This is a genomic window from Micromonospora sp. NPDC049801 (assembly GCF_040656575.1).
Classification (GTDB): domain Bacteria; phylum Actinomycetota; class Actinomycetes; order Mycobacteriales; family Micromonosporaceae; genus Micromonospora.
In genome coordinates this window covers 61,209-82,454 of the sequence record NZ_JBFAMS010000017.1, presented here as the reverse complement: position 1 = coordinate 82,454, position 21,246 = coordinate 61,209, and the positions used below count along the sequence as shown (strand labels likewise).

23 protein-coding genes, 2 pseudogenes and 1 riboswitch are annotated in these 21,246 nt (G+C 73.3%); of the genes and pseudogenes, 17 read left to right on the top strand and 8 right to left on the bottom strand.

What is annotated here, in order from left to right; all coding sequences use genetic code 11:
• Positions 1–71 precede the first annotated feature (71 nt).
• Together AB0I89_RS27155 and AB0I89_RS27150 are read right to left on the bottom strand one after the other, a co-directional pair.
• Complete coding sequence (locus tag AB0I89_RS27155) at positions 72–395, bottom strand: hypothetical protein (RefSeq protein ID WP_357132505.1); 324 nt, start codon at positions 393–395, stop codon at positions 72–74.
• 104 nt (positions 396–499) lie between these two features.
• A pseudogene (locus AB0I89_RS27150) lies at positions 500–1,035 on the bottom strand (hypothetical protein).
• Between the two features lie 190 nt (positions 1,036–1,225).
• Here AB0I89_RS27150 and AB0I89_RS27145 point away from each other — a divergent pair.
• The 6 genes and pseudogenes from AB0I89_RS27145 to fabF all read left to right on the top strand — a co-directional run bounded on the left by AB0I89_RS27145 (position 1,226) and on the right by fabF (position 6,910).
• A complete protein-coding gene (locus AB0I89_RS27145) occupies positions 1,226–2,065 on the top strand; it encodes a septum formation family protein (protein ID WP_357132502.1) in 840 nt (279 codons plus the stop codon).
• A 20-nt stretch (positions 2,066–2,085) separates the two neighbouring features.
• On the top strand, positions 2,086–3,378 hold the full coding sequence (locus AB0I89_RS27140) for a helix-turn-helix domain-containing protein (RefSeq protein ID WP_357132742.1): 1,293 nt from the start codon (positions 2,086–2,088) through the stop codon (positions 3,376–3,378).
• Positions 3,379–3,456: 78 nt separating this feature from the next.
• Positions 3,457–4,371 (top strand): annotated as a pseudogene (locus AB0I89_RS27135) (ACP S-malonyltransferase); the annotation flags it as partial.
• A gap of 38 nt (positions 4,372–4,409) precedes the next feature.
• Positions 4,410–5,354 (top strand): beta-ketoacyl-ACP synthase III, encoded by a 945-nt coding sequence (locus AB0I89_RS27130; RefSeq protein WP_357132499.1) that lies wholly within the window; start codon positions 4,410–4,412, stop codon positions 5,352–5,354.
• Positions 5,355–5,441: 87 nt separating this feature from the next.
• On the top strand, positions 5,442–5,681 hold the full coding sequence (locus tag AB0I89_RS27125; RefSeq protein ID WP_007463517.1) for an acyl carrier protein: 240 nt from the start codon (positions 5,442–5,444) through the stop codon (positions 5,679–5,681).
• A gap of 2 nt (positions 5,682–5,683) precedes the next feature.
• Entirely contained in the window at positions 5,684–6,910 is a 1,227-nt protein-coding gene (gene fabF / locus AB0I89_RS27120; RefSeq protein WP_357132496.1) for a beta-ketoacyl-ACP synthase II, read from the top strand.
• 102 nt (positions 6,911–7,012) lie between these two features.
• Here fabF and AB0I89_RS27115 read toward each other — a convergent pair whose 3' ends face one another.
• A complete protein-coding gene (locus AB0I89_RS27115; protein ID WP_355051399.1) occupies positions 7,013–7,231 on the bottom strand; it encodes a hypothetical protein in 219 nt (72 codons plus the stop codon).
• Positions 7,232–7,329: 98 nt separating this feature from the next.
• Here AB0I89_RS27115 and AB0I89_RS27110 point away from each other — a divergent pair, with 98 nt between their 5' ends.
• Genes AB0I89_RS27110 through AB0I89_RS27100 form a run of 3 tightly spaced genes read left to right on the top strand, consistent with a single transcriptional unit; the run spans position 7,330 to position 9,544 of the window.
• The gene (locus AB0I89_RS27110) at positions 7,330–7,788 is read left to right on the top strand and encodes a MarR family transcriptional regulator (protein ID WP_357132493.1); all 459 of its coding nucleotides are present in this window, start codon (positions 7,330–7,332) and stop codon (positions 7,786–7,788) included.
• Positions 7,785–9,218 (top strand): MFS transporter, encoded by a 1,434-nt coding sequence (locus AB0I89_RS27105; RefSeq protein WP_357132491.1) that lies wholly within the window; start codon positions 7,785–7,787, stop codon positions 9,216–9,218. The genes AB0I89_RS27110 and AB0I89_RS27105 overlap by 4 nt, the downstream gene beginning before the upstream one ends.
• A 32-nt stretch (positions 9,219–9,250) precedes the next feature.
• The gene (locus AB0I89_RS27100) at positions 9,251–9,544 is read left to right on the top strand and encodes a DUF1330 domain-containing protein (protein ID WP_357132488.1); all 294 of its coding nucleotides are present in this window, start codon (positions 9,251–9,253) and stop codon (positions 9,542–9,544) included.
• 32 nt (positions 9,545–9,576) lie between these two features.
• Here AB0I89_RS27100 and AB0I89_RS27095 read toward each other — a convergent pair whose 3' ends face one another.
• Both AB0I89_RS27095 and AB0I89_RS27090 read right to left on the bottom strand, forming a co-directional pair.
• Entirely contained in the window at positions 9,577–11,310 is a 1,734-nt protein-coding gene (locus tag AB0I89_RS27095; RefSeq protein WP_357132485.1) for a glycoside hydrolase family 3 N-terminal domain-containing protein, read from the bottom strand.
• A 96-nt stretch (positions 11,311–11,406) separates the two neighbouring features.
• On the bottom strand, positions 11,407–11,898 hold the full coding sequence (locus AB0I89_RS27090; protein ID WP_357132482.1) for a DUF3145 domain-containing protein: 492 nt from the start codon (positions 11,896–11,898) through the stop codon (positions 11,407–11,409).
• 307 nt (positions 11,899–12,205) lie between these two features.
• Here AB0I89_RS27090 and AB0I89_RS27085 point away from each other — a divergent pair, with 307 nt between their 5' ends.
• Positions 12,206–12,535 carry a hypothetical protein gene (locus tag AB0I89_RS27085; protein WP_355051393.1) on the top strand — a complete coding sequence of 110 codons (330 nt, stop codon included), beginning with the start codon at positions 12,206–12,208 and terminating at the stop codon, positions 12,533–12,535.
• 62 nt (positions 12,536–12,597) lie between these two features.
• On the opposite strand, the gene AB0I89_RS27080 is transcribed toward AB0I89_RS27085, so the two are convergent.
• Entirely contained in the window at positions 12,598–13,257 is a 660-nt protein-coding gene (locus tag AB0I89_RS27080) for a carbonic anhydrase (protein WP_357132478.1), read from the bottom strand.
• Between the two features lie 150 nt (positions 13,258–13,407).
• On the opposite strand from AB0I89_RS27080, the gene AB0I89_RS27075 reads away from it, so the two are divergent.
• From AB0I89_RS27075 to AB0I89_RS27055, 5 genes are all read left to right on the top strand, one after another.
• Entirely contained in the window at positions 13,408–14,385 is a 978-nt protein-coding gene (locus AB0I89_RS27075) for an alpha/beta hydrolase (protein WP_357132475.1), read from the top strand.
• 107 nt (positions 14,386–14,492) lie between these two features.
• Positions 14,493–16,610, top strand: a complete 2,118-nt coding sequence (locus AB0I89_RS27070) for an AAA family ATPase (RefSeq protein ID WP_357132472.1) — start codon at positions 14,493–14,495, stop codon at positions 16,608–16,610.
• Positions 16,611–16,717: 107 nt separating this feature from the next.
• Positions 16,718–17,635, top strand: coding sequence for a cation diffusion facilitator family transporter (locus tag AB0I89_RS27065; protein WP_357132469.1), 918 nt, complete (start codon positions 16,718–16,720; stop codon positions 17,633–17,635).
• Positions 17,636–17,747: 112 nt separating this feature from the next.
• Positions 17,748–17,879, top strand: a riboswitch (cyclic di-AMP (ydaO/yuaA leader).
• Between the two features lie 53 nt (positions 17,880–17,932).
• Complete coding sequence (locus tag AB0I89_RS27060; protein WP_357132740.1) at positions 17,933–18,961, top strand: hypothetical protein; 1,029 nt, start codon at positions 17,933–17,935, stop codon at positions 18,959–18,961.
• 93 nt (positions 18,962–19,054) lie between these two features.
• Complete coding sequence (locus AB0I89_RS27055) at positions 19,055–19,582, top strand: hypothetical protein (RefSeq protein WP_357132466.1); 528 nt, start codon at positions 19,055–19,057, stop codon at positions 19,580–19,582.
• Positions 19,583–19,601: 19 nt separating this feature from the next.
• Here the strand turns inward: AB0I89_RS27055 and AB0I89_RS27050 are convergent, their stop codons facing one another.
• Entirely contained in the window at positions 19,602–20,054 is a 453-nt protein-coding gene (locus AB0I89_RS27050; RefSeq protein ID WP_357132463.1) for an SRPBCC family protein, read from the bottom strand.
• Between the two features lie 73 nt (positions 20,055–20,127).
• On the opposite strand from AB0I89_RS27050, the gene AB0I89_RS27045 reads away from it, so the two are divergent.
• Positions 20,128–20,307, top strand: coding sequence for a hypothetical protein (locus AB0I89_RS27045; RefSeq protein ID WP_357132460.1), 180 nt, complete (start codon positions 20,128–20,130; stop codon positions 20,305–20,307).
• A 17-nt stretch (positions 20,308–20,324) separates the two neighbouring features.
• On the opposite strand, the gene AB0I89_RS27040 is transcribed toward AB0I89_RS27045, so the two are convergent.
• Positions 20,325–20,687 (bottom strand): STAS domain-containing protein, encoded by a 363-nt coding sequence (locus tag AB0I89_RS27040; RefSeq protein WP_007463546.1) that lies wholly within the window; start codon positions 20,685–20,687, stop codon positions 20,325–20,327.
• A 389-nt stretch (positions 20,688–21,076) separates the two neighbouring features.
• On the opposite strand from AB0I89_RS27040, the gene AB0I89_RS27035 reads away from it, so the two are divergent.
• Entirely contained in the window at positions 21,077–21,217 is a 141-nt protein-coding gene (locus AB0I89_RS27035; protein WP_355051383.1) for a hypothetical protein, read from the top strand.
• Positions 21,218–21,246: the final 29 nt, after the last annotated feature.

The following is a 21,246-nucleotide window of genomic DNA, read 5'->3' as shown; positions in this document are numbered from 1 at the left end:
GGTACGCCAGAAGGCACGGGTACGCCAGAAGGCACGGGTTCAGCGAGCCACAGCGCTCGGCCCCCACGGGGTCAGCACCAGCGGCGCGGCGGGCGCTCCCGTCGAGTGCCCCGCTGACGTGGCCGGACCGGGCCGTGCCGGTGGGCACCCGCCCATCCAGGAAGTTCACTGAGGCAACCAGCGGGGTCACCCGGCTCCGGCTCGCCCAGGGCCACCGGCTCGGCGGCCCGTTGGCGCGGGATCTCCTCGTCCGGCCGCCCGGTGGACGCCTCGCTCGGGTGCGCCGCCGCCGGGCCGATCGGCCGGCGAGGCTTGCCGGCCACCTGCGGGTCGTGGTGCCCCAGGCGGCAGGGCTCGCCCTGGGCGCAGCCGTGCTCGGCCTCCCCGTGCGCCATCCCCGGTCTCCTCACGCTCGCACTCACGCGCAGGTGCTCCCCCCGTACGTGCCCTGTCACCGTACTGGCCGGGACCGACGGCCTGTGCACGGCGTACCCCGGGGTCAGCGCTTCGGGCGACCGGGGAACAGGGGCGCCCAGACCGGGAAGGCGACCAGCCAGATGAGGATCACGGTGGTCAGGCTGCGGATCCAGTTGCCCAGTTCACGGGTTCTTTCCGCGTCGTTCACCCAGAGGATCGCCGCACCGAGCTGGCCGCACGCGACGGCCCAGCCGAGGAGTGCCCTGGCCCACTCCCGCCACCCGTGGCGGGCGTGGGCCCAGCCGGCGCGAGGAGGCCGCACGGGCGGCCGGCCACCGGCGAACCGGTGGGCGAAGCACTCGTCCGGCCACCGGACGATCGAGCGCCCGAAGGCCACCGCGAAGCCGAGGTAGGCGGCGGGGCCGTGACCGAGGTCCGCGGTCGCGCCGCGCGCAGGTCGAGCACCGACGCGGCGAGCAGTGCCAGATCGACAAGCGGTACGCGGACCGGCAGCGCCCCGCCGAGCCGTGGCCGGCGCAGCGGATAGCGGGCCACCAGCCCGGCGGCGATCAGCACCCGGAACGCGATCTCACCACCGATGATCACCGCGACCAGCATGGCCGCTCCCCTCGTCGCCTGACGGCAGCCTGCGCAGCCGGGTGCGGGCCGCGATCCTGGCCCGGGGGGCTGGGCCTGTCCGCGCCGCCGCGACCCTGAGTCGGCTGCTCCACAGGGGACACCCTGCCGGACTGCCCTGTCGTACGCTGCCCGCCAGCGGTACCGATGATCACTGCCCGACGGAGACGACATGCGACGCCTGTGGGAAACGACGGTCCTGGTGGCGCTGATCGTGGGGGTGAGCGGCTGTGACAGCGGTCCCACCGAGGCGGAGGGCTCGACCTTCGCCCCCGCGTCGGGAGTGTGCCATGCCACCGCCTCCGACGATCGCAGCCCCGAGACGTACGCGCCGATCCCCTGCTCCTCCAAGCACGAGGCGGAGACGTTCCTGGTCGGCGTCATCCGTGGCACGGACGGTGTCGCGTCGGCGCCTCCGGCGGCGGACACCGACGCGATGTGGCGTCTCCACGATGCCTGCGACAGTGCGGCGGCCCGCTTCCTGGGCGGGGAGTGGCGCGAGTCACGACTGGCGATGCGGACGCTGACCCCGTCGACGGCGCGTTGGCAGGCGGGCGAACGGTGGTACCGCTGTGACCTGGTGGAGATGCTCGCGCTGGACCGGTGGGTGCCGAACCCCCGGGCGAACAGCCTGCGGGCCGGCCTGACGGGTGACTCACCGCTGCGGCTGACGTGCTTCACCGCGCCCGAGGAGAACGCCGACGACCTGGTCGACCTGCCACCGGCCTCCTGCACCGGGCCGCACGGCACCGAGTTCGCCGGCATCTGGCCGGCCGGCCCGGAGGTGGAGGAGCTCACCGAGGAGGTCATGCAGGCGGGATGCCGATCGACGGTCGCCCGGTACGTCGGTGCGCCAGAGGCCGCCCTGGAGGGCCGGCTGGAGGTGTTGGCGTACGTCCTGGAAAGTGAGCCGGAATGGCTCGCTGGCCGACTCAGCGCCATCTGCTTCCTGCACAGCCCGAACCGGCATCTCGACGGGTCCCTCAGGAATACCGGCCTGCCGCCCCGCTGATCGGTGCCGGCGTTCGTGGCCTGCTCACGACGTGTCAGGCTAGAGGGGTGAGCACGGCCGAGGGTGGGGAGCTGGCGGCCACGCTGCGCCGGATCGAGCGTTCGGCGGGAGCGTTGGCCACTGCCAGCGTGGCCCGGATGGACGAGACGCTGCCGTGGTTCCGGGCTCTGCCGGCCGACCAGCGCTCCTGGGTGATGCTGGTGGCCCAGGCCGGCGCCCGCTCGCTGGTGCAGTGGCTGCGCGAGGGCGGCGGCACGGCGGACAGCACGCAGGAGGTCTCCGACGACGTGTTCGACGCGGCGCCCCAGGCGCTGGCCCGGTCGATCACCCTCCAGCAGACCGTGGCGCTGATCAAGGTGACCATCGACGTCGTCGAGGAACAGGTGTCGCAGCTCGCCGCCGAGGGCGAGGAGCAGTTGCTACGCGAGGCGGTGCTGCGCTTCTCCCGGGAGATCGCGTTCGCCGCCGCCCGGGTGTACGCGCGGGCCGCCGAGTCGCGCGGCGCGTGGGACGCCCGGTTGCAGGCGCTGCTGGTCGACGCGCTGCTGCGGGGTGACTCGCCGGACGTCCTGGCGAGCCGGGCCGCCGCGTTGGGCTGGGCGGACGCGCCACCGGTCGCGGTGGCGGTCGGCCACTCCCCGGGCGGGGAGGTCTCCGCCGTGCTGCACGTGGTGTACCGGCTGGCGCGGCGGATCGGTGTCGAGGTGATCGGCGGGGTGCACGGCGATCGGTTGGTGATCGTGCTGGGTGGCGCGGCGGACCCGCTGAGCGCCACCGGCAAGCTGCTGGACGCGTTCGGTGACGGCCCGGTGGTGGTCGGTCCGGCCGTACCCAGTCTGGACGAGGCGACGGAGTCGGCGCGGTCGGCGCTGTCCGGCTTCCGGGCGGCGCCGGCGTGGCCGGCCGCCCCCCGGCCGGTGGCCGCTGCCGACCTGTTGCCGGAGCGGGCCCTCGCCGGCGACGCGGAGGCCCGCCGGCGGCTGCGGCACGACGTGTACGCGACGCTGGTCCGCGCCGGTGGCGAGCTGCTGGAGACCCTGGACGCGTTCCTGGCCGCCGGTGGCACGCTGGAGAGCGCGGCGCGGGCGCTGTTCGTCCACCCGAACACGGTGCGGTACCGGTTGCGCCGGATCGCGGAGGTGACCGGTTTCTCGCCGCTGTCGCCCCGGGACGCGTTCGCCCTCCAGGTGGCGTTGACTGTCGGTCGGCTGGACCCGGTGGTCCCGGTGGCCTCGGCGGTCCCGACCCAGACATTGACCCCGGCCGCCCGGAAATCCGCCCAAACCAGCGATGATCCCCGCCGATCTTTGTAAGAAACCTCCAAAGGTTCTAGTGCGGTTTGGTCGGCCCCGGCACAGCGCTACCCACGCGTATCCGGGAGAGTCATAGGCGTGCTCGCCGTACTTAGTCCCGGCCAGGGTTCCCAGAAACCCGGCTTTCTGACTCCCTGGCTCGACCTGATCGGCACCGAGGCGCGTCTGCGCTGGTGGTCCGCGCTGGCCGGCGTGGACCTGGTGCACCTGGGCACCGCCGCCGACGCGGACGAGATCAAGGACACCGCCCGTACCCAGCCGCTGCTCGTCGCGGCGGCGCTGCTCGCCGCCGAGCACCTGCCGCTGGACGGCGTGGCGCTCACCGCCGGGCACAGCGTCGGCGAGCTGGGGGCCGCGGCGGTGGCCGGGGTGCTGTCGGCCGAGGCCGCGATCACCCTCGCCGGCATCCGTGGCCGCGAGATGGCCGCCGCCTGCGCGCTGGAGCCGACCGGGATGGCGGCCGTGCTCGGCGGCGACCCGGACGAGGTGCTGGCCGCGATCAGCGCCGCCGGGCTGCACCCCGCCAACCGCAACGGCGCCGGCCAGATCGTCGCCGCCGGCTCGCTGGACGGCCTGGACAAGTTCGCCGCCGCGCCGCCGGCGAAGACCCGGGTCATCCGCCTCCAGGTGGCCGGGGCCTTCCACACCCCGTACATGGCCCCGGCCGAGGCCGCGCTGGCCGCCGTCGCCGCCGGGATCGCCCCCGTCGACCCGGCGCGGATCCTGCTGTCGAACCTTGACGGCACCGCCGTCACCGACGGGCACGAGCTGGTGCGACGCCTGGTCCGCCAGGTCACCGCGCCGGTGCGCTGGGACCTGTGCATGCGCGCCCTTGCCGAGCACGGCGTGACCGGCGTGATCGAGCTGCCCCCGGCCGGCACCCTCGCCGGTCTGGTCAAGCGGGAACTCCGGGGCGAGGGCGCCCCGGAGATCGTCACCCTGAACACCCCGGACGACCTGCCGGCCGCACGGGACCTGATCGCCCGCCACGCCACGCCGGGCCAACCGCTCGCCCCCATCGGAGGACACTCATGACTGGCAGTCGCATCGTCTCGATGGGGCACTACCAGCCCTCCCGGGTGGTGACCAACGACGACATCGCCCAACTGGTGGACACCAACGACGAGTGGATCCGCGACCGGGTGGGCATCGCCACCCGGCGGATCGCCGACAGCGAGACGGTGGCCGACATGGCCGCCGCAGCCGCCGGTAAGGCGCTGGCCAACTCCGGGCTCAGCGCCGCCGACATCGACCTGGTCGTGGTCGCCACCTGCTCCTCGATCGACCGGAGCCCCAACGTGGCCTGCCGGGTCGCCGCCAAGCTGGGCATCGCCGCACCGGGCGCGTTCGACGTCAACACCGCCTGCTCGGGCTTCGCGTACGCGCTGGGCACCGTCGACCACGCCATCCGGGCCGGCGCGTCGCGCAACGCGATCGTGATCGGCGCGGAGAAGCTGTCCGACTTCACCGACTGGACCGACCGCTCCACCTGCATCATCTTCGGCGACGGCGCCGGCGCCGCGGTGGTCACCGCCACCGCCGACGACGAGCCCGCCGGCATCGGCCCGGTGGTGTGGGGCTCGGCGCCGGAGAAGAGCGACGCGGTACGCATCGAGGGCTGGCGCCCGTACATCCAGCAGGAGGGCCAGTCGGTGTTCCGCTGGGCCACCACCGCGCTCGCGCCGCTGGCCCTGCAGGCGTGCGAGCGGGCCGGGGTCGACCCGTCGGAGCTGGCCGCGTTCGTGCCGCACCAGGCCAACGCCCGGATCATCGACGGCATCGCCAAGCGGCTCAACATCCCCAACGCGATCATCGCGAAGGACATCGTCGAGTCCGGCAACACCTCGGCGGCGAGCGTCCCGCTGGCCCTGTCGAAGCTCGTCGAGCGGCGGGAGGTGCCCTCGGGCGCCCCGGTCCTGCTGTTCGGCTTCGGCGGTGGCCTGACCTACGCCGGTCAGGTCGTCCGCTGCCCCTGAAGCCCCCTTGAGGCGCGTACGCGCTCCAGGAGCGGCGCCCGGCGACGCCGGCCGCCAGAGAACCCCCTATGAGAGGAACCAACCGCAATGACCCGTGACGAGATCACCACCGGCCTCGCCGAGATCCTCGAAGAGGTTGCCGGGGTGAACCCGGACGACGTGGCCGAGGGGAAGTCCTTCACCGACGACCTCGATGTCGACTCGCTCTCCATGGTGGAGGTCGTGGTGGCCGCCGAGGAGAAGTTCGGCGTCAAGATCCCGGACAACGAGGTGCAGAACCTCAAGACCGTCGGGGACGCCGTCAGCTTCATCGAGGCGCAGTCCTGATCATGAGTCGTCCTGACGTCGTCGTCACCGGGCTCGGCGCGACGACCCCGCTTGGCGGGGACGTCGCGTCGACCTGGGACGCCATGCTCGCCGGCCGCTCCGGGGTGAGTGCCCTCACCCAGGAGTGGGCCGCGCAACTGCCGGTGCGGATCGCCGCCCAGTTGGCCGTGGAGCCGTCCGAGGTGCTGGACCGGGTGAAGCTGCGCCGCCTGGACCGCTCCGAGGCGATCGCACTCATCGCGGCGCAGCAGGCCTGGGCGGACGCCGGTCTGGCGGACGCCGGCCTGGACGCCGAGCGGCTCGCCGTCAGCGTCGGCTCCGGCATCGGTGGCGCCACCACCCTGCTCGCCCAGGACGACATCCTGGAGGCGTCCGGGCCGCGGCGGGTGTCCCCGCACACGATCCCGATGTTGATGCCCAACGGGCCGGCCGCCTGGGTCGGGTTGGAGTTGGGCGCCAAGGCCGGCGTGCACACGGTGGCCAGCGCCTGCGCGACCGGCGCGGAGGCGATCGCGCTCGGCCTGGACATCATCCGCGCCGGCCGGGCCGACGTGGTGGTGGCCGGCGGCACCGAGGCCGTGATCCACCCGCTGCCGATCGCCGGCTTCAGCTCGATGCGGGCCATGTCGACCCGCAACGACGACCCGGAACGTGCCTCCCGCCCGTGGGACACCGGCCGCGACGGCTTCGTCCTCGGTGAGGGTGCCGGCATCGTGGTGCTGGAGCGGGCCGACCACGCCGCGGCCCGGGGCGCCCGGGTGTACGCGCGCCTGGCGGGCGCCGGCATCACCTCTGACGCGTACGACATCGTGCAACCGCACGCCGAGGGTGAGGGCGCCATCCGGGCCATCGCCAAGGCGATCGCGGACGCGGACATCGCCAAGCAGGACATCGTGCACGTCAACGCGCACGCGACGTCGACCCCGGTCGGCGACATGCTGGAGATCGGCGCGCTGCACAAGGCGCTCGGCGACCACCCGGTGCTGGCCGCGACGAAGTCGATGACCGGTCACCTGCTGGGCGCGGCCGGAGCGTTGGAGTCGATCGCCACGATCCTGGCGATCCGCGACAGCGTCGTGCCTCCGACGATCAACCTGGACGACCCGGAGCCCGGGCTCAGCCTGGAGGTCGCCGCGCACAAGGCACGCCACATGGACATCCCCGCCGCGCTGAACAACGCGTTCGGCTTCGGCGGTCACAACGTGGCGCTGGTCTTCGCGCGGCCGTGAGACAGCGGCCGTGAGACAGCGGCCGTGAGACAGCGGCCGTGAGCTGGCCGATCTGCGGATCACCGAAAGGGTCCCCTCTCGCGAGGGGGCCCTTTCGCGTGTTCAGCGTCGGTTGCGGGGGTGTTGCCGGGCGGTGCGCTCGTTGCCGTGGCGGTAGTTGCCGGTCCAGCGGGCCATCACCAGTTGCGGGTCGTCGTCGACCTCGGCGAGGAACTCCGCCGCGCGGGCGCCCCGCAGCGTGCCCGCCACCCGGCCGTGGTGGGTGATCACCACCGTGCCGTCGGCACGCTGGTCGTACCGGAAGCCCTGCGCCTGACCCATGGGCGACACGCTGCCAGGGTGGCCGTGCCGGCGCGACCGGATTCCCGGGCCGCGACCTCTTGCATAGAACATGAATATAAAAGCGCTATGCTTTTGGCGTGCGTCGTCCAGACACTCCTCCTGGCACGTCCGCCGCCATCGGGGCGGCCCTCTACGGCCTGGCCACCAGGGCCGCGAGACGCCTACCCCGGGACATGAGCCTGACCTCTGCCGCCACCCTGGCGACCCTGGACCGGACGGGTCCGCGGCGCATCACCGATCTGGCCACGGTCGAGGGCGTCACCCAGCCCGCGATGACCACCCTGGTCCGGGTGATGGAGGAATCCGGCCTGGTCGAGCGGCGGGGCGACGCGTCCGACAAGCGGGTCACGCTGGTGTGCCTGACCGAGGCCGGCGCCGCCTATGTCCGGACGCGCCGCCAGGCGGGGATCCACGCGTTCGAGCGGTTGATCGGCCGGCTCACCGGCGACGAGGTCGAGGCGCTGGTGGCGGCCCTGCCGGCGTTGGAGCATCTGGCAGCGCTCGAAGGACAGGACCGCGAAGGGCCGAAGCGGTGACCGGGCAGCCGATCGGCGGGGGTGCGCCGAAGGCGTTCCCGGTGCCCCGCCCCGAGACGCGGCTGCTGGTCCCCGCCCTGATGTTCATCGCCCTGGTCGTGGCGGCGGTCGCCAGCCTCGGTACGCCGCTCATCACCAGCGTGGCGACGTCGTTCCACGTCTCGCTCGGCAGCGCGCAGTGGACGCTGACCGTCGCGCTGCTCAGCGGCGCCGTCGCCACGCCGGTCCTGGGCCGGCTCGGAGCCGGTCCACACCGACGGGCCACGATCCTCGCCACGTTGGCCGTCGTCGTCGCCGGCAGCGCGCTCACCGTGCTGCCACTGCCGTTCGCGTGGCTACTGACCGGCCGGGCGGCCCAGGGCGTCGGGCTCGGGCTCACGGCGCTGATGATGGGCGTGGCCCGGGACCACCTCCCCGAGGAGCGCGGCGCGGCCGTGATCGCTCTGATCTCGGTGGTCTCGATCATCGGCGCGGGCGTCGGCTACCCGCTGGCCGCCCTGCTCGCCGAGCTCGGCGGAGTACGGGCCGCCTACGGCCTCGGCCTGGTCGTCACCGCAGCCGCCCTCCTGACCGCGTGGCGCGCCATGCCCGAAGCTCCCGAAGGCCGGTCCGCCCACGTGGACGTGGCAGGCGCGGTCGTCCTGAGCGCTGCGCTGCTCCTGGTGCTGTTCCTCGCCGGTGAGCGGAACCTGTGGAGCAGGCACCTCGCCGTGGCGGCGGGCCTCGCCGTCGGCGCGGTGGTGCTGCTCTGCGTCTGGGCCGTCATCGAGCTGCGCAGCCCGACGCCCCTGGTCGATCTGCGGGCGGTACGGCACCCGGCGGTCGCGGGGGCGAACCTCGCCATGTTCGTCGCCGGGATCGGCATGTACCTCCTGCTCACGCTCATCACCCGGTACGCGCAGACGCCGCCCGGCGTCGGCTACGGCTTCGGGCTGACGACCTTCGTCGCCGGGCTGGTCCTGATCCCGTTCTCGGTGCTGGGGTTCGTCGCCGGCAAGCTCACGCCGCGGGTCCGCACGCGGGTCGCCGACCCCCTGCTCCTGGCCGGCAGCGCTGTCGTGGTCGGCGTCGGGTTCGCCCTGTTCGCGGCGGCCCGGTCGAACCTGGCCGAACTGTTCGCGGCGATGGGCGTGCTCGGCTTCGGCGTCGGCGGCTTCTCGGCCGCGATGCCCGGTGTCATCCTGGCCGCCACTGCCAGGAGCGAGACGTCGAGCGCCATGAGCTTCAACTACGTCGTCCGCAGCGTCGGGTACTCCCTGGGCAGCGCTGTCGGCGGCCTGGTCCTCGCCGCGGGCACCCGCCCCGGCCACCTCTTTCCCGACGACCGCGCCTACCGCACCGCGGCAATGGTCGGGATCGGCGCCATGGCGATCGCGACGCTGACAAGCCTCGCTCTCGCCCGGCGACGCTCGGCCACGACCAACACGTGAGTCGGACGCACTCCCCCACCACAGGAGGTTCCATGCTTAAGGGCTACTGGGTCAGCGCCTACCGCACCGTTTCCGACCCCGAGAAGCTGGCCGCCTACAACGAGCTGGCCGGCCCCGCTGTCCGGGCCGGGGGCGGCCGGGTCCTCGTCCGTGGCGGTCGGATCGCCGCGTACGACGCCGGAATCGCCGAGCGTACGGTCCTGATCGAGTTCGACAGCTTCGAGCAGGCCGTCGCGGCGCACGAGAGTGCGGCCTACCAGGAGGCGCTGGCCGCACTCTCCGACGGCGTCGAGCGCGACTTCCGCATCGTCGAGGGCATCGACTGACCGAGTCGCGGTCGGATCTCCTGCCGGTGCCGTCAGCTCTTGCAGGTGGTGGCCGGCAGTCCGGGCACCAGCACCGGTGACCGGCCACCCGGGCGGGCCTTGCCGGCCAGTACGGCGGCGAGCGCGGTCATCGACGCCCGGCTGGAGGAGTACGTGGCCAGCAGCGTCGGCGACTTGGCCTTGGCCAGCACGTACGGCGTGTCCATGGCGACGGTGACCGCCGCACTGGCGCTCAGGTCCTTCTCCCCGTCGCCGTAGCCGACCAGGTGCACCACCGTCCCGCCGCTCGGCTTCACCGTCACGCCGGCCGCGGTCAGCGCGGCGGTGAGCGCCGCCCGGGTGCCGTCCCGGCCGCCGGAGGAGGTGACGGTGACGGGGCCGTGCACCGCGCCGCCGCAGGCCCCCCGCAACACGGTGACCGCTCCGGCGGCCAGCGCGTCCGCCGCCGCCCGGTGCGCCGGGGTGTTGAGCGTGGACATCGGCTCGGCGGGTCCCGCCGCCAGCCGGAACTTCATGGTCAGGATCCGGGTGACCGCGTCGACGAGCCGGGCCCGGGGCAGCGACCCGCCACGCAGGGCGGCGAGCAGCCCGTCGTACGCCTGACCGACGTTCGGGGTCATGAGGATCAGGTCGTTGCCGGCGTTCAGCGCGCGGACGGCGGCCTCGCCGGGCGCCCACCGCTTCGCCGGTGGCATGTTCATCCCGTCGGTGATCACCACGCCCTTGAAGCCGAGCTGACCACGCAGCACGTCGGTGAGCAGCTTGTGGGAGAAGGTCGCCGGGGTGCCGGGGTCGATGGCCTGCACGTCCAGGTGGCCGGACATCACGGCCATCGCGCCCGCGTCAAACCCGGCGCTGAACGGCGGCCACGCGCCGCTCTGCAGCGCCGCCGCGGACTGGGTGAGCACCGGCAGGTCCTTGTGCGAGTCGTCCGCGCTGTGGCCGTGCCCCGGGAAGTGCTTCAGGGTGGCCGCGACGCCGCTGGCCTGTAGGCCCCGGACCGCGCCGCCGACCTGCGCGGCGGCGATCTTCGGGTCGGCGCCGAACGACCGGGAGCCGATGACCGTGCTGCGGGTGGCCAGCACGTCGGCGACCGGGGCGAAGTCGATGTTGATGCCCATCGCGGCGAGTTCGGCGCCGGCGGCCTGCCAGGCGGCCTCGGTCAGCTTCGGGTCACCGGCGGCACCCGCCGCGAGGGCGCTGGGCAGGATGGTGACGCCGTCGGTGACGCGGGTGACCACGCCGTACTCCTGGTCGGTGCCGATCAGGAAGGGCGCCGGGCCGGCGGCCAGCCGTCCGGCGGCCCCCCGCAGTCCGGTGGTCAGGTCGTGGACCTGCTTCGGGTTGTCGACGTTTGTCGTCTCCTGATTGCCCTTGGTCGGGTCGTCGGCGCTGAAGCCGACCAGGATGAGCCCGCCGAGCCGGTACTTGGCGATCATCTCGGCGGGGGTGTCGACGCCGGCGAGCGCCTGGTTGCCGGCCGCCGAGCCGGTGGAGACCTTGGTGGCCGAGTCGCCGTACGCGTAGGGCATCAGCACCTGCCCGACCAGGTCCTCGTCGGAGAGCGTCGCGACCAGCGCGGCGGCCCGCGCGGCCGGGTCGTCGTTCGGCGGCGAGGCGGGTGCGCTCGGGGCCGCCGACGCGCCGGTCGGGCCGGGCGTCGGGTCGGGACGATCCGGGGTACCCGAGCAGCCGGAGACGATCAGGGCGGTCAGGGCGGCGACGGCGACACCTGCGTGTCGCGGGCGAATCGGCACGCCGACCATCCCACCAGTTCCCCCTTATCGGGGCAACTTGACCTTACCGGTCGCCAGCGTGAGGGTGACGCAACACCCAGGTCCGCAGCGCGTGCGGCCCCGCCGTCAGCCGACCCGGGTGAGCAACGTCACCGGTGCGCCGTCACCGGCGTACCGGTAGGGCTCCAGGTCCGCGTCCCACGCGGTGCCGAGCGCCTTGTCAAGGGCGTGCGACAACGCCTCCGGGGCACGGGCGGAGGCCATCAGGGTCCGCAGCCGGTCCTCGCCGAGCTGGATGTCACCGGCCGCCCCGACGGTGGCCCGGAACAGGCCACGGGCCGGCACGTACATGAAACGCTCACCGTCGACGCCGGGACTCGGCTCCTCGGTGACCTCGAAACGGATCATGGGCCACTGCCGGAGGGCAGCAGCCAGCTCGGCGCCCGTTCCCGGACGGCCGGTCCACCCACACTCGGCCCGGCGGGCGCCGGGGTCGACGGGCTGAGCCGTCCACTGCAGGTTGACCGGCGCGGCTAGGACGCGCGCGATCGCCCACTCGACGTGCGAGCACACGGCGAGCGGGGTCGAGTGGACGTATACGACGCCACGCGTTGGCACGGTGACCTCCCGGAGAGCGAGGTGCGTCTTCCCCTACGACCTCGTCCACCCGAGTGGTTGCTGCAACACATGATGACTCGTGTGACGGATGGTGCGCCAGAGAATCGGAAAAAACGCCACCCGGAATAGCCGGACGGGTGGTCTCCGTTGCCTCTCAGGACACCGCGACGACCAGCCTGATGTCGTGGTCATGTACAGTTCCATCGGCGGCTTCTGCCGCGTTCCACCTCTGCGGGCCGACGCAGTGTCACCCGCACACAGCCCCCGGACGTCCAGTCCTCCCGTACGTCTTGCAAGGAGTACCTCCGTGGCGAGCAACACCTCTAAGACCGCGCGCGCGTCCGTCCGGGCCGGCCAGGCTGGCCAGGGTGGCGCCCTCAGCGTGCTGGGCGAGTTCAAGTACCTCATCCCGCTCAACGGCGGCAAGCACGCCTACGTGCGTAACCTGACCAACGGCAAGACCGCGCACCTGCGTACCGACTCCGACGCGTTCGTCGAGGAGATCCGGGCGCTGGCCGCCGCCGGCCACGCCGCCAAGATCCGGGCGGAGATCAACAACCTGGCCACCGTTCACCCGAACGACGGCTGGGAGGCCACCGAGAAGCGTCTGGTCGCGGCCGGCGTCTTCGAGGGCTGAGCCCTCCCCCACCGCACCACCGACCGCCCGCCGGGAGTTCCCGGCGGGCGGTCGTTCGTTTGTCAGGACGCCTCGAGCAGAGCAACCTCGCCGGTGCTCAGGTCGTAGAGGCCGCCCACCACGGCCACCCGGCCGGTGGCCACCGGCCCGGCCAACAGGTCGTCGACGCGCAGCGCGTCCACGGTGCGCCGGACGTGTCGGCGGACCGTGAGCGCGAGCACCGCCGGATCGTCGAGCCCCACCTCGACGACCGCCGGGGCGATCTCGTCGACCAGGTGGGCCAGCGACCCACCGGGGCGCTCGCCGGTGCGCAGGGCGTCCACGGTCGCGCCGACCGCACCGCAGCGCTCGTGCCCGAGCACCATGACCAACGGCACGCCGAGCTGCCCCACCACGTACTCGATGGAGCCGCACACCGCCCGGTCGAGCACGTGCCCGCCGGTGCGGATCACGCAGATCGCCCCGAAGGTCTGGTCGAAGATCGCCTCCAGCGGCACCCGCGAGTCGATGCAGCCGAGGACCACCGCGTACGGCTGCTGGTCTCCGGAGGCGGCCGCCGCGGCGGCGGTGACGTCGTGCCCGTGGATCGGCTGGCCGCTGACGAACCTCCGGTTGCCGCCGAGCAGGTCGGCCAACGCGGCCCGGGGCGTGCCGCCGGCCTGCCGTCCCCGCCCCCCGGACCCGCCCGTCGGCGGAACCGGCGTCGCCCGCGCCGACTCCATGCCGTTCAGCTTGGCCCGCCGGCGCACGGCCAGGGGCGGGGTCGGGAATGTTCGCCCGACCGCGATTGGCGTGGCGTCCCGACGGGTAGCCGGTGTTACCGCCGGGTATCGGAGGTACGGGTGATGCCGGGGCGAGCCTGGGAGGTGGCGATGCCGGAGCGACTCGAAGTCGGTATGCCCGACGGCGTACGGCTGCACGTCGAGACCACCGGTCCCGTGCACGCCCCGGTGACGGCGGTCCTCCTGCACGGCTGGACGCTGGACGGGCGCAGCTGGCACCGGCAGCTCGACGCGCTCACGTCGTCCTTCGGCGACTCGGTGCGGGTGGTCACCTACGACGCGCGGGGTCACGGCCGGTCGAGCTGCATGGCGCTGCCCACGGCCACCCTGGCCCAGCTCGGCGACGACCTGGCCGCCGTCCTCGACGCGGTCGCGCCGAGCGGTCGGGTGGTTCTGGTCGGGCACTCGATGGGCGGAATGACGATCATGGAGTACGCGCACCGCCACCGGGAGCACTTCGCCGCGCGTACGGCCGGACTGGTCTTCGTCTCGACCACCGCCGAGGGGCACACGCACACCGTGTACGGGCTCTCGCCACGCATCGCCCGGCTGATCCGGCTCGCCGAGACGACCGGTGCCGGCGTGCTGGCCCGCTGCGGCTCGTGGCGAGCGCCCCGGGCGCTGCTCAACGCGCTGCAGCCGAGCATCCGGTGGATGCTCTTCGGCGACCGCTGCGATCCCTCCGACATCCGGTTGGTCACGTCGGCGGTGGCCCGCGCCTCGCTGCGCTCGATCGGCGGTTTCCGCGCCTCGATCGGCGCTCAGCGCCGGCTGGACACCCTCGCCGCCCTGGCGCACCTGCCGGCCGCCGCCCTGGTCGGTGACCGGGACCGGCTGACCCCGCCGCCGTGCGCCGAGTCGATCGCCGCCGTCCTGCCGGCCACCGAGCTGACCGTCTGCCCGGGCGCCGGCCACATGCTGATGATGGAGCGTCCGATTGAGGTGAACGCGGCCCTGACCGGTGTCCTGGGCCGGGTGCTCGCCGCACCCTCGCCGCACGGGCCCGGCCCCAGCGCCGCACCCCCGCCGCACGGGCCGGTCGTGAGCGCCGTCGCGGCGGGTCGCTGAGCACGTTCGCGCACCTCGGGCGCGGCGGGTCGGGTCGGGGGCCGTACCCTTCTGCGGTTGGCCCGCGCGGTTCGCGCCGCTTGCCGGCGACATCGAAGGAGCGTGCGTTGACCGACCAGACCGCCCTGGAGCAGGAGATCGCCGTCGAGCAACGGCACCTCGACCGGGTGTACGCCCGACTGGCCGAGCTACGGCAGTCGGCGGTGCGCGCCGAGCGGGACGGCTACCGGATGGCGCGGGTGGGCACGTTCGGCGCGCTCGTCGAACGCGACGCGATGGTCTTCCACGCGGCTCAGCGGCGGCACACCCTCGACGCCGAACACGAGGGCCTGGTCTTCGGCCGGCTGGACCTGCGCGACCGGCAGGTGCTGCACGTCGGGCGGCTCGGCATCCGTGACGAGGACGCCAGCACCCTCGTCGTCGACTGGCGGGCGCCGGCCGCGTCGGCGTTCTACCAGGCCACCCCCGCGCAGCCGCTGGGCGTGGTGCGTCGCCGCACCATCCAGTCCCAGCGGGAGCGGGTCACCCGCATCGAGGACGACCTGCTCGATCCGGAGGCGGCCCCGGAGGGGATGACGGTCGTCGGTGACGGCGCGCTGCTGGCCACCCTCTCCCGGGCCACCGGTCGCGGCATGCGCGACATCGTCGCGACGATTCAGCGGGAGCAGGACGAGGCGATCCGGTCGCCCGGCTCCGGGGTGACGATCGTCGCGGGCGGCCCGGGGACCGGCAAGACGGCGGTCGCCCTGCACCGGGCGGCCTTCCTGCTCTACTCCGACCGCAGCCGGTACGCCGGTGGCGGCATCCTGGTGGTCGGGCCGTCGACCGTCTTCGTCGAGTACATCGCCTCGGTGCTGCCGTCGCTCGGCGAGGACACCGCGACCCTGCACTCGCTGGGCACCCTGTTCCCGGGGATGACGGCCACCCGAACCGACCCGCCCGAGGTGGCGGCGGTGAAGGGCTCGCTGCGCATGCGCCGGGTGCTGGAACGGGCGGCCCGCGACGCGGCGCCGGGGGCTCCTGGCGAGCTGCGCCTGCTCTACCGGGGCGGGCTGCTGCGGTTGGACCGCCGCGAGCTGGACGCGATCCGGGACCGCGCGCTGCACCGGGGCGCCCGGCGCAACGAGGTTCGCCGCGCCGGCTTCGACGGTGTCTTCGCCGCGCTGTGGGCGCAGGCCCGGCGCGTGAACATCGGCCGGCTGCCCGAGCAGCGGGCCTTCGAGGACGAGATCGCGGAGCGGCCGGAGTTCCGGGAGTTCCTCAAGGCCTGGTGGCCGCGCCTGCACCCCCGGCACGTGCTGGGCTGGCTGGCTCGACCGGATCGGCTGCGCCGGTACGCCGGCGGGATCCTCTCCGGCGCGGAGATCCGGCTGCTCGGCACGGCGTACCAGAGTCTGGACAGTGCGGGCCTGACCATCGCGGACGTGGCGCTGCTCGACGAGCTGGACGCGCTGCTCGGCAAGCCGGTGAAACCGGCGCGGGCCCGGCGCGACCCGTTCCAGCTCGCGGGCGGCGTTCGTGAGCTGAGCACCGCGGCCGACCGGCAGCGGGCCGCCCGCGCGGCGGCCCGGGAGCGGCCGGAGGACTACCGGGAGTACGCGCACGTGGTCGTCGACGAGGCGCAGGACGTCTCGCCGATGCAGTGGCGGATGATCGGTCGGCGTGGGCGGTTGGCCTCGTGGACGGTGGTGGGCGACCCGGCGCAGACCGCCTGGACCGGTGACCCCGAGGAGCTGACCCGCTCCCGCGACCAGGCGCTGGGCCGGCGCAAACGGCACGAGTTCACGCTCACCACCAACTACCGCAACTCGGCGGAGATCTTCGCGGTGGCGGCGGCGGAGATCCGCCGGCTCTATCCGGACCTGCCCCTGCCGAGGGCCGTCCGCTCCACCGGCGTCGACCCGGTCGAGCTGGTGGTGCCGCCCGCCGGGCTCCAGGCCGCGGCCGTACAGGCGGCCACCGGCCTGCTGGGCGAGGTCGACGGCACGGTCGGGGTGATCACGCCGGTCACCCGCCGCGACGAGGTCGCCGGCTGGCTCGACGCGCTCGGCGCGACGCGCTTGCAGGTGGTGACCAGCCTGGAGGCCAAGGGCATGGAGTACGACGGGGTCGTGCTGGTCGCCCCCAGCGAGATCCGGGCCGATCCGGGCTCGGGTGTACGCACGCTCTACGTGGCGCTCTCCCGGGCAACCCAGCGGCTCACCACCGTCGACCCGACCGGCTGACCGTCGGGTTGGCGCGCCCAGGGGCCGGCCCTCGCCCTACACTTGCACACATAGCGATGTGAGCATACATTTGACCGGGTCCCGGGCGACGTCGGAGGGTGGGTCTCGTGGGAGCAGGACATGACCACCACCACGGGTCGGTCGCCAACGCCGCCCACCAGCATCGCGGACGGCTCTGGGCGGCCTTCGGACTGCTCGCTGCCCTGATGGTGGTCGAGGCGGTGACCGCCTTCCACACCGGCTCGCTGGCGCTGCTCTCCGACGCCGGGCACATGTTCACCGACGTACTCGGCATCGGGATGGCGCTCGCCGCGATCACCGCCACGCGGCGGGCCACCGGCGACCCGCAACGCACCTTCGGGCTCTACCGCCTCGAAGTTCTCGCCGCGCTGGCCAACGCCGTCCTGCTCTCCGGCGTGGCGGTCTACGTGGTGATCGAGGCGATCGGCCGGTTCGGCGACCCGCACCGGGTGCTCAGCGGTCCGATGCTCACGGTGGCCATCCTCGGCCTGCTCGCGAACGTGGTCGCCTTCGGGCTGCTGCGCGCCGGCGCCCGGGAGAGCATCAACCTCCAGGGCGCCTACCTGGAGGTGCTGGGCGACCTGCTCGGCTCGCTCGGCGTGATCGGCGCTGCGCTGCTCATCGCCGTCACCGACTGGTGGTGGGCCGATCCGCTGGTCGCGGTTGCGATCGGCGTGTTCATCCTGCCGCGCACCTGGCGGCTGGGGCGGGCCGCCGTACGCATCCTCGTGCAGGCCGCCCCGGAACACCTCCAGGTCACCGCCGTGCACGACCGTCTGGCCGCGGTGCCCGGCGTGGTCGAGGTGCACGACCTGCACGTCTGGACGCTCACCTCGGGCATGGAGGTGGCCTCCGCGCACCTGACCATGGCGCCCGGCGCGGAGGTCGGCGCGGTGCTCACCGCGGCGCGTACCGCCCTGCGGGACGACTTCCGCATCGAGCACGCCACGCTGCAGACCGAACCCGGTGCCGCCCCGGGCGCCTGCGGTTCCGTCGAGTGGTGACCGTCATCCTTCGCGATGGTGCCGGCACCTTCCGTCACATCGGCTGCACAGACCCCACCAGCACCGGTAGGCTCTGTCCCGGCCACCACCCGGCGGCGCCTCCCGGCGCCGGTGGCGGCCGTCGCCTAATCGCCCGGCAGGGCGAACCGGGGAACCATGTTCCTGGGGTGCATCCGCGTCAGCGGTAGGGATCTTCCGTCCCGAACCCGTCAGCTAACCCGGTCGGCGGCTGACGGAAGGACATGCGTAGTGGCACCAGCACGACCACCCGCCGCCCGGCTTGCGGCACTGATCGTCATGATGGTCACCCTCGGCGTCGCGCTTCCGGTCGGCGCCGCCACCGCCGCTCCCCCCGCCGGCCTGCGGGCCGCCGCCGCGCCCGACGGCGACGAGGAGGGCGGCACCCCGGCGCTACGGGCCCAGCTCGAGGCGGCCAGCAAGGGCTACCTGGACGCGAAGCGCGCGCTGGACACCTCCATCCAGCGGCAACAGCAGCTCGCGGTCAAGCTGAAGGACACCGAGGCCGAGATGACCGTACGCAACGGCAAGGTCGGCGAGATCGCCGGCGTCGCGTACCGCACCGGCCGACTCAGCACCGTCTCGGCCCTGCTCAACAGCAACACCCCCGAGGGCTTCATGGACCGGGCGGCCGCCCTCGACGTGGTGGCCGCCAACGAGGACCGGGTGCTGCGCGACCTGCACGCCACCCGGGACGAGGCGAACCGCACCCGCGTCGCCCTCGACGGCGAGATCCGGGAGCAGCGTAAGCAGGTCGAGGTGATGGCCAAGCGCAAGGAGCAGGCCGAGCGGGCCCTGACGGTCGCCAACGACAAGGCACGCGCCAGCGCCGCCGCCGACACCGACACCGGCTCCAACCGTGGCACCTCCACCGCCAACGCCCAGCCCGCACCGCGCAACTCCGACGGCTCCTGGCCATCCGAGTCGTGCAGCATCAACGACCCCACCCCGGCCAGCGGCTGCATCACCCCCCGCACCCTGCACGCGCTCAACCAGGCCAAGGCCGCCGGCTTCACCCGGTACGTCTCCTGTCACCGCAACGGCGGCTCGGGCGAGCACCCCAAGGGCCGGGCCTGCGACTTCGCCGCGCAGAAGGGTGGCTTCGGCGGCATCGCCACCGGCGGCGACAAGACGTACGGCAACAACCTGGCCGCGTACTTCATCCGCAACGCCGACCGGCTCGCGGTGCTCTACGTGATCTGGTTCAAGCAGATCTGGCTACCCAGCAGCGGCTGGAAGTCGTACAGCGGGGGGAACGGCGACCCCTCCAGCGACCACACCAACCACGTGCACCTGTCGGTGTACTGACCACCGACGCCGTCCGGGGTACGTCAGCGGGCGTACCCCGGACGTCGTCGCTGGTCGGACGACCACGCGGGGTCGGGCCGGGAGCATTCGGGTATGCCGCGAATCGCGCCCCGCACGCGCAAGGCCCTGCTCACCCTGCACCTGGTCACCTCCCTCGGCTGGCTCGGGGCCGACCTGGTGCTACTCACCCTCGGCATCGCGGCACAGCGCGGCGCCGACCCGGCCGTGGTCTACCCGGTCGCCGGGCTCGTCGGCACCGTGCTCTTCGCGCCGCTGAGCGTGCTCGTGTGGCTCGTCGGTGTCGCCAGCGCGCTGCTCACCCCCTGGGGCCTGCTGCGCTACCGCTGGGTGGTGATCAAGCTCGTGATCACCACAGTGATGGTCGGGCTGGTGCTGTTCCTGCTCACGCCGAACCTGCGGCACGCCGCCGCGCTGGGCGCCGCGCTACCGACGCGGGACCGCGCCGACCTGGTGATCGCGCCCGCGGTGTCGACCAGCCTCATGATCATCGCGACGGTCCTGTCGACGTACAAGCCCTGGGGACGCCGACCCGCCGGCGGCACGACGCGGGATCGCCCTGCGCGCCCCGTGACGCCACGTCACGCACCAATAAGGAAGTAGTGGGCGCGGGACCGAGGGCTCACGGCGCGGGGTCGTCGAGGGCCGCGCCGAGGCGCGCGGCCAGGGCGAGGTGGGCGGCGCGGGCCTGACCGAAGGCGTACCGGAACAGGGGTGTCGGCGCGCGCAGGGTGATGTCGACGTCGATGCGGACCAGACCGTCCGGCTCGGCGCGCAGCCGGGTGTGGTTGCGAACCGTGGTGGCGGGCCACTGGCGGGCCACGGTGACGATCTCGTCGGGCTCGCTGACCAGCACGTCCGCGTGGTACGTGGTGCGAAAGCGCAGCGGGCCGGCGACCAGCCTGTCGTTGATCGTGTAGCTGGCGCGGGCCCCCGGGCGGGGCGGCACCTCGCGCACCCGCACGATCAGGGGATGCAGTTCACCCTGACGGGTCAGGTCGCTCAACAGCGCCGCCGCCTCGGCGACTGAGCAGCGGGCCTGGACGGTGTAGCTGAAGGTATCGCTGCCGAACACACCGTCTCCCGACGTCGCTGGTCGCACGATCGTCCCGTACGCCGCCCTGGGCTGGCAACGGCCGGACGGACTGGTGCTGTCCCTCGGGGTCGACGTGGTGCTCTGCGCCGCCTCGTTGCAGGAGCCCGGGCAGGCCGCGCAGCCCGGCACCGACGTGGCGTTGCTGGCCGCCGGCTACGCGTCGGTCACGGCGATCCGGGCAGTCACCGAGGTGACCGACGTGGACCTGACCGGTCCGGACGCGCAGGCCTGACGGTGGCCGCCCGCGCCTCAGGCGCCGGGAAGCACCTCGGGGGTGGCGGCCCCGGCGAAGTAGGGCTCCGGTGCGCCGAAGAGACCGAGCAGGCCGGTCACCCAGAGCTGACGGTGCACGAACCGGCTCGGCTCGGTGACGACCAGCTTGACGCCACTGACCTCGGCGGTCTGGAAGCCGGCGACCATGGCGCTGATGCCCACGGAGTCGATGAAGGTGACCAGCCTCATGTTCAGCTCGATGCGCAGCGGACGGCTCTTGGCCAGCACCTCCGCAATCGCCTCTCGCACCTCGTACGCTGTGTCGACGTCGATCTCACCCCGCGGGGCGATCTCGACGACACCACCGGACAGGACCGACTTCACGATCGACAGGCTCACGCGAGCACCTCCACCCGCCCGTCCCCCGGGCGCCTCATCAGTACGCGGGCCGCGACCGAGAGTATTCCTCCAACGGCCTCGGTCGCCACCCCTCGGGATGAGCAATTCACGGATCCGAGCGGACAAAGTCGCCCATATCCCCACTTTTCGGCATCTGATCATTCAATACTTTTCGTTATCTGATCAGTCGACGATCGGTCGGAACCGACGCGTCGCCGGACCAGGGTAGCGGTCGCGGTCCGGCAGGCCCGGCATCCGTGCCGTCCCGTACGCCCGCCCCGCGTGGGACCGGCGTGTCGCGCCAGCGGTCCCGGCCCGACCCGCCAGCGTGGTTGCCGACGCTTCCTAGCATCGGCCCGGAACACCCACCGTGACGGAGAGGACCTTCGATGATCAAGCGACTGGCCGGGTTGGCCGGCGTCGGTCTGCTGCTCGCCCTCGTACTGGCCTGCGGTTTCGGCGGCGGAGACGACGACGATGACGATGACGACGATTTCGCACGCGGCGTGGCCGCGGTGGCGGTGCGCTGACCCCCGACGGGTGCGCCACGCGGGGCCGG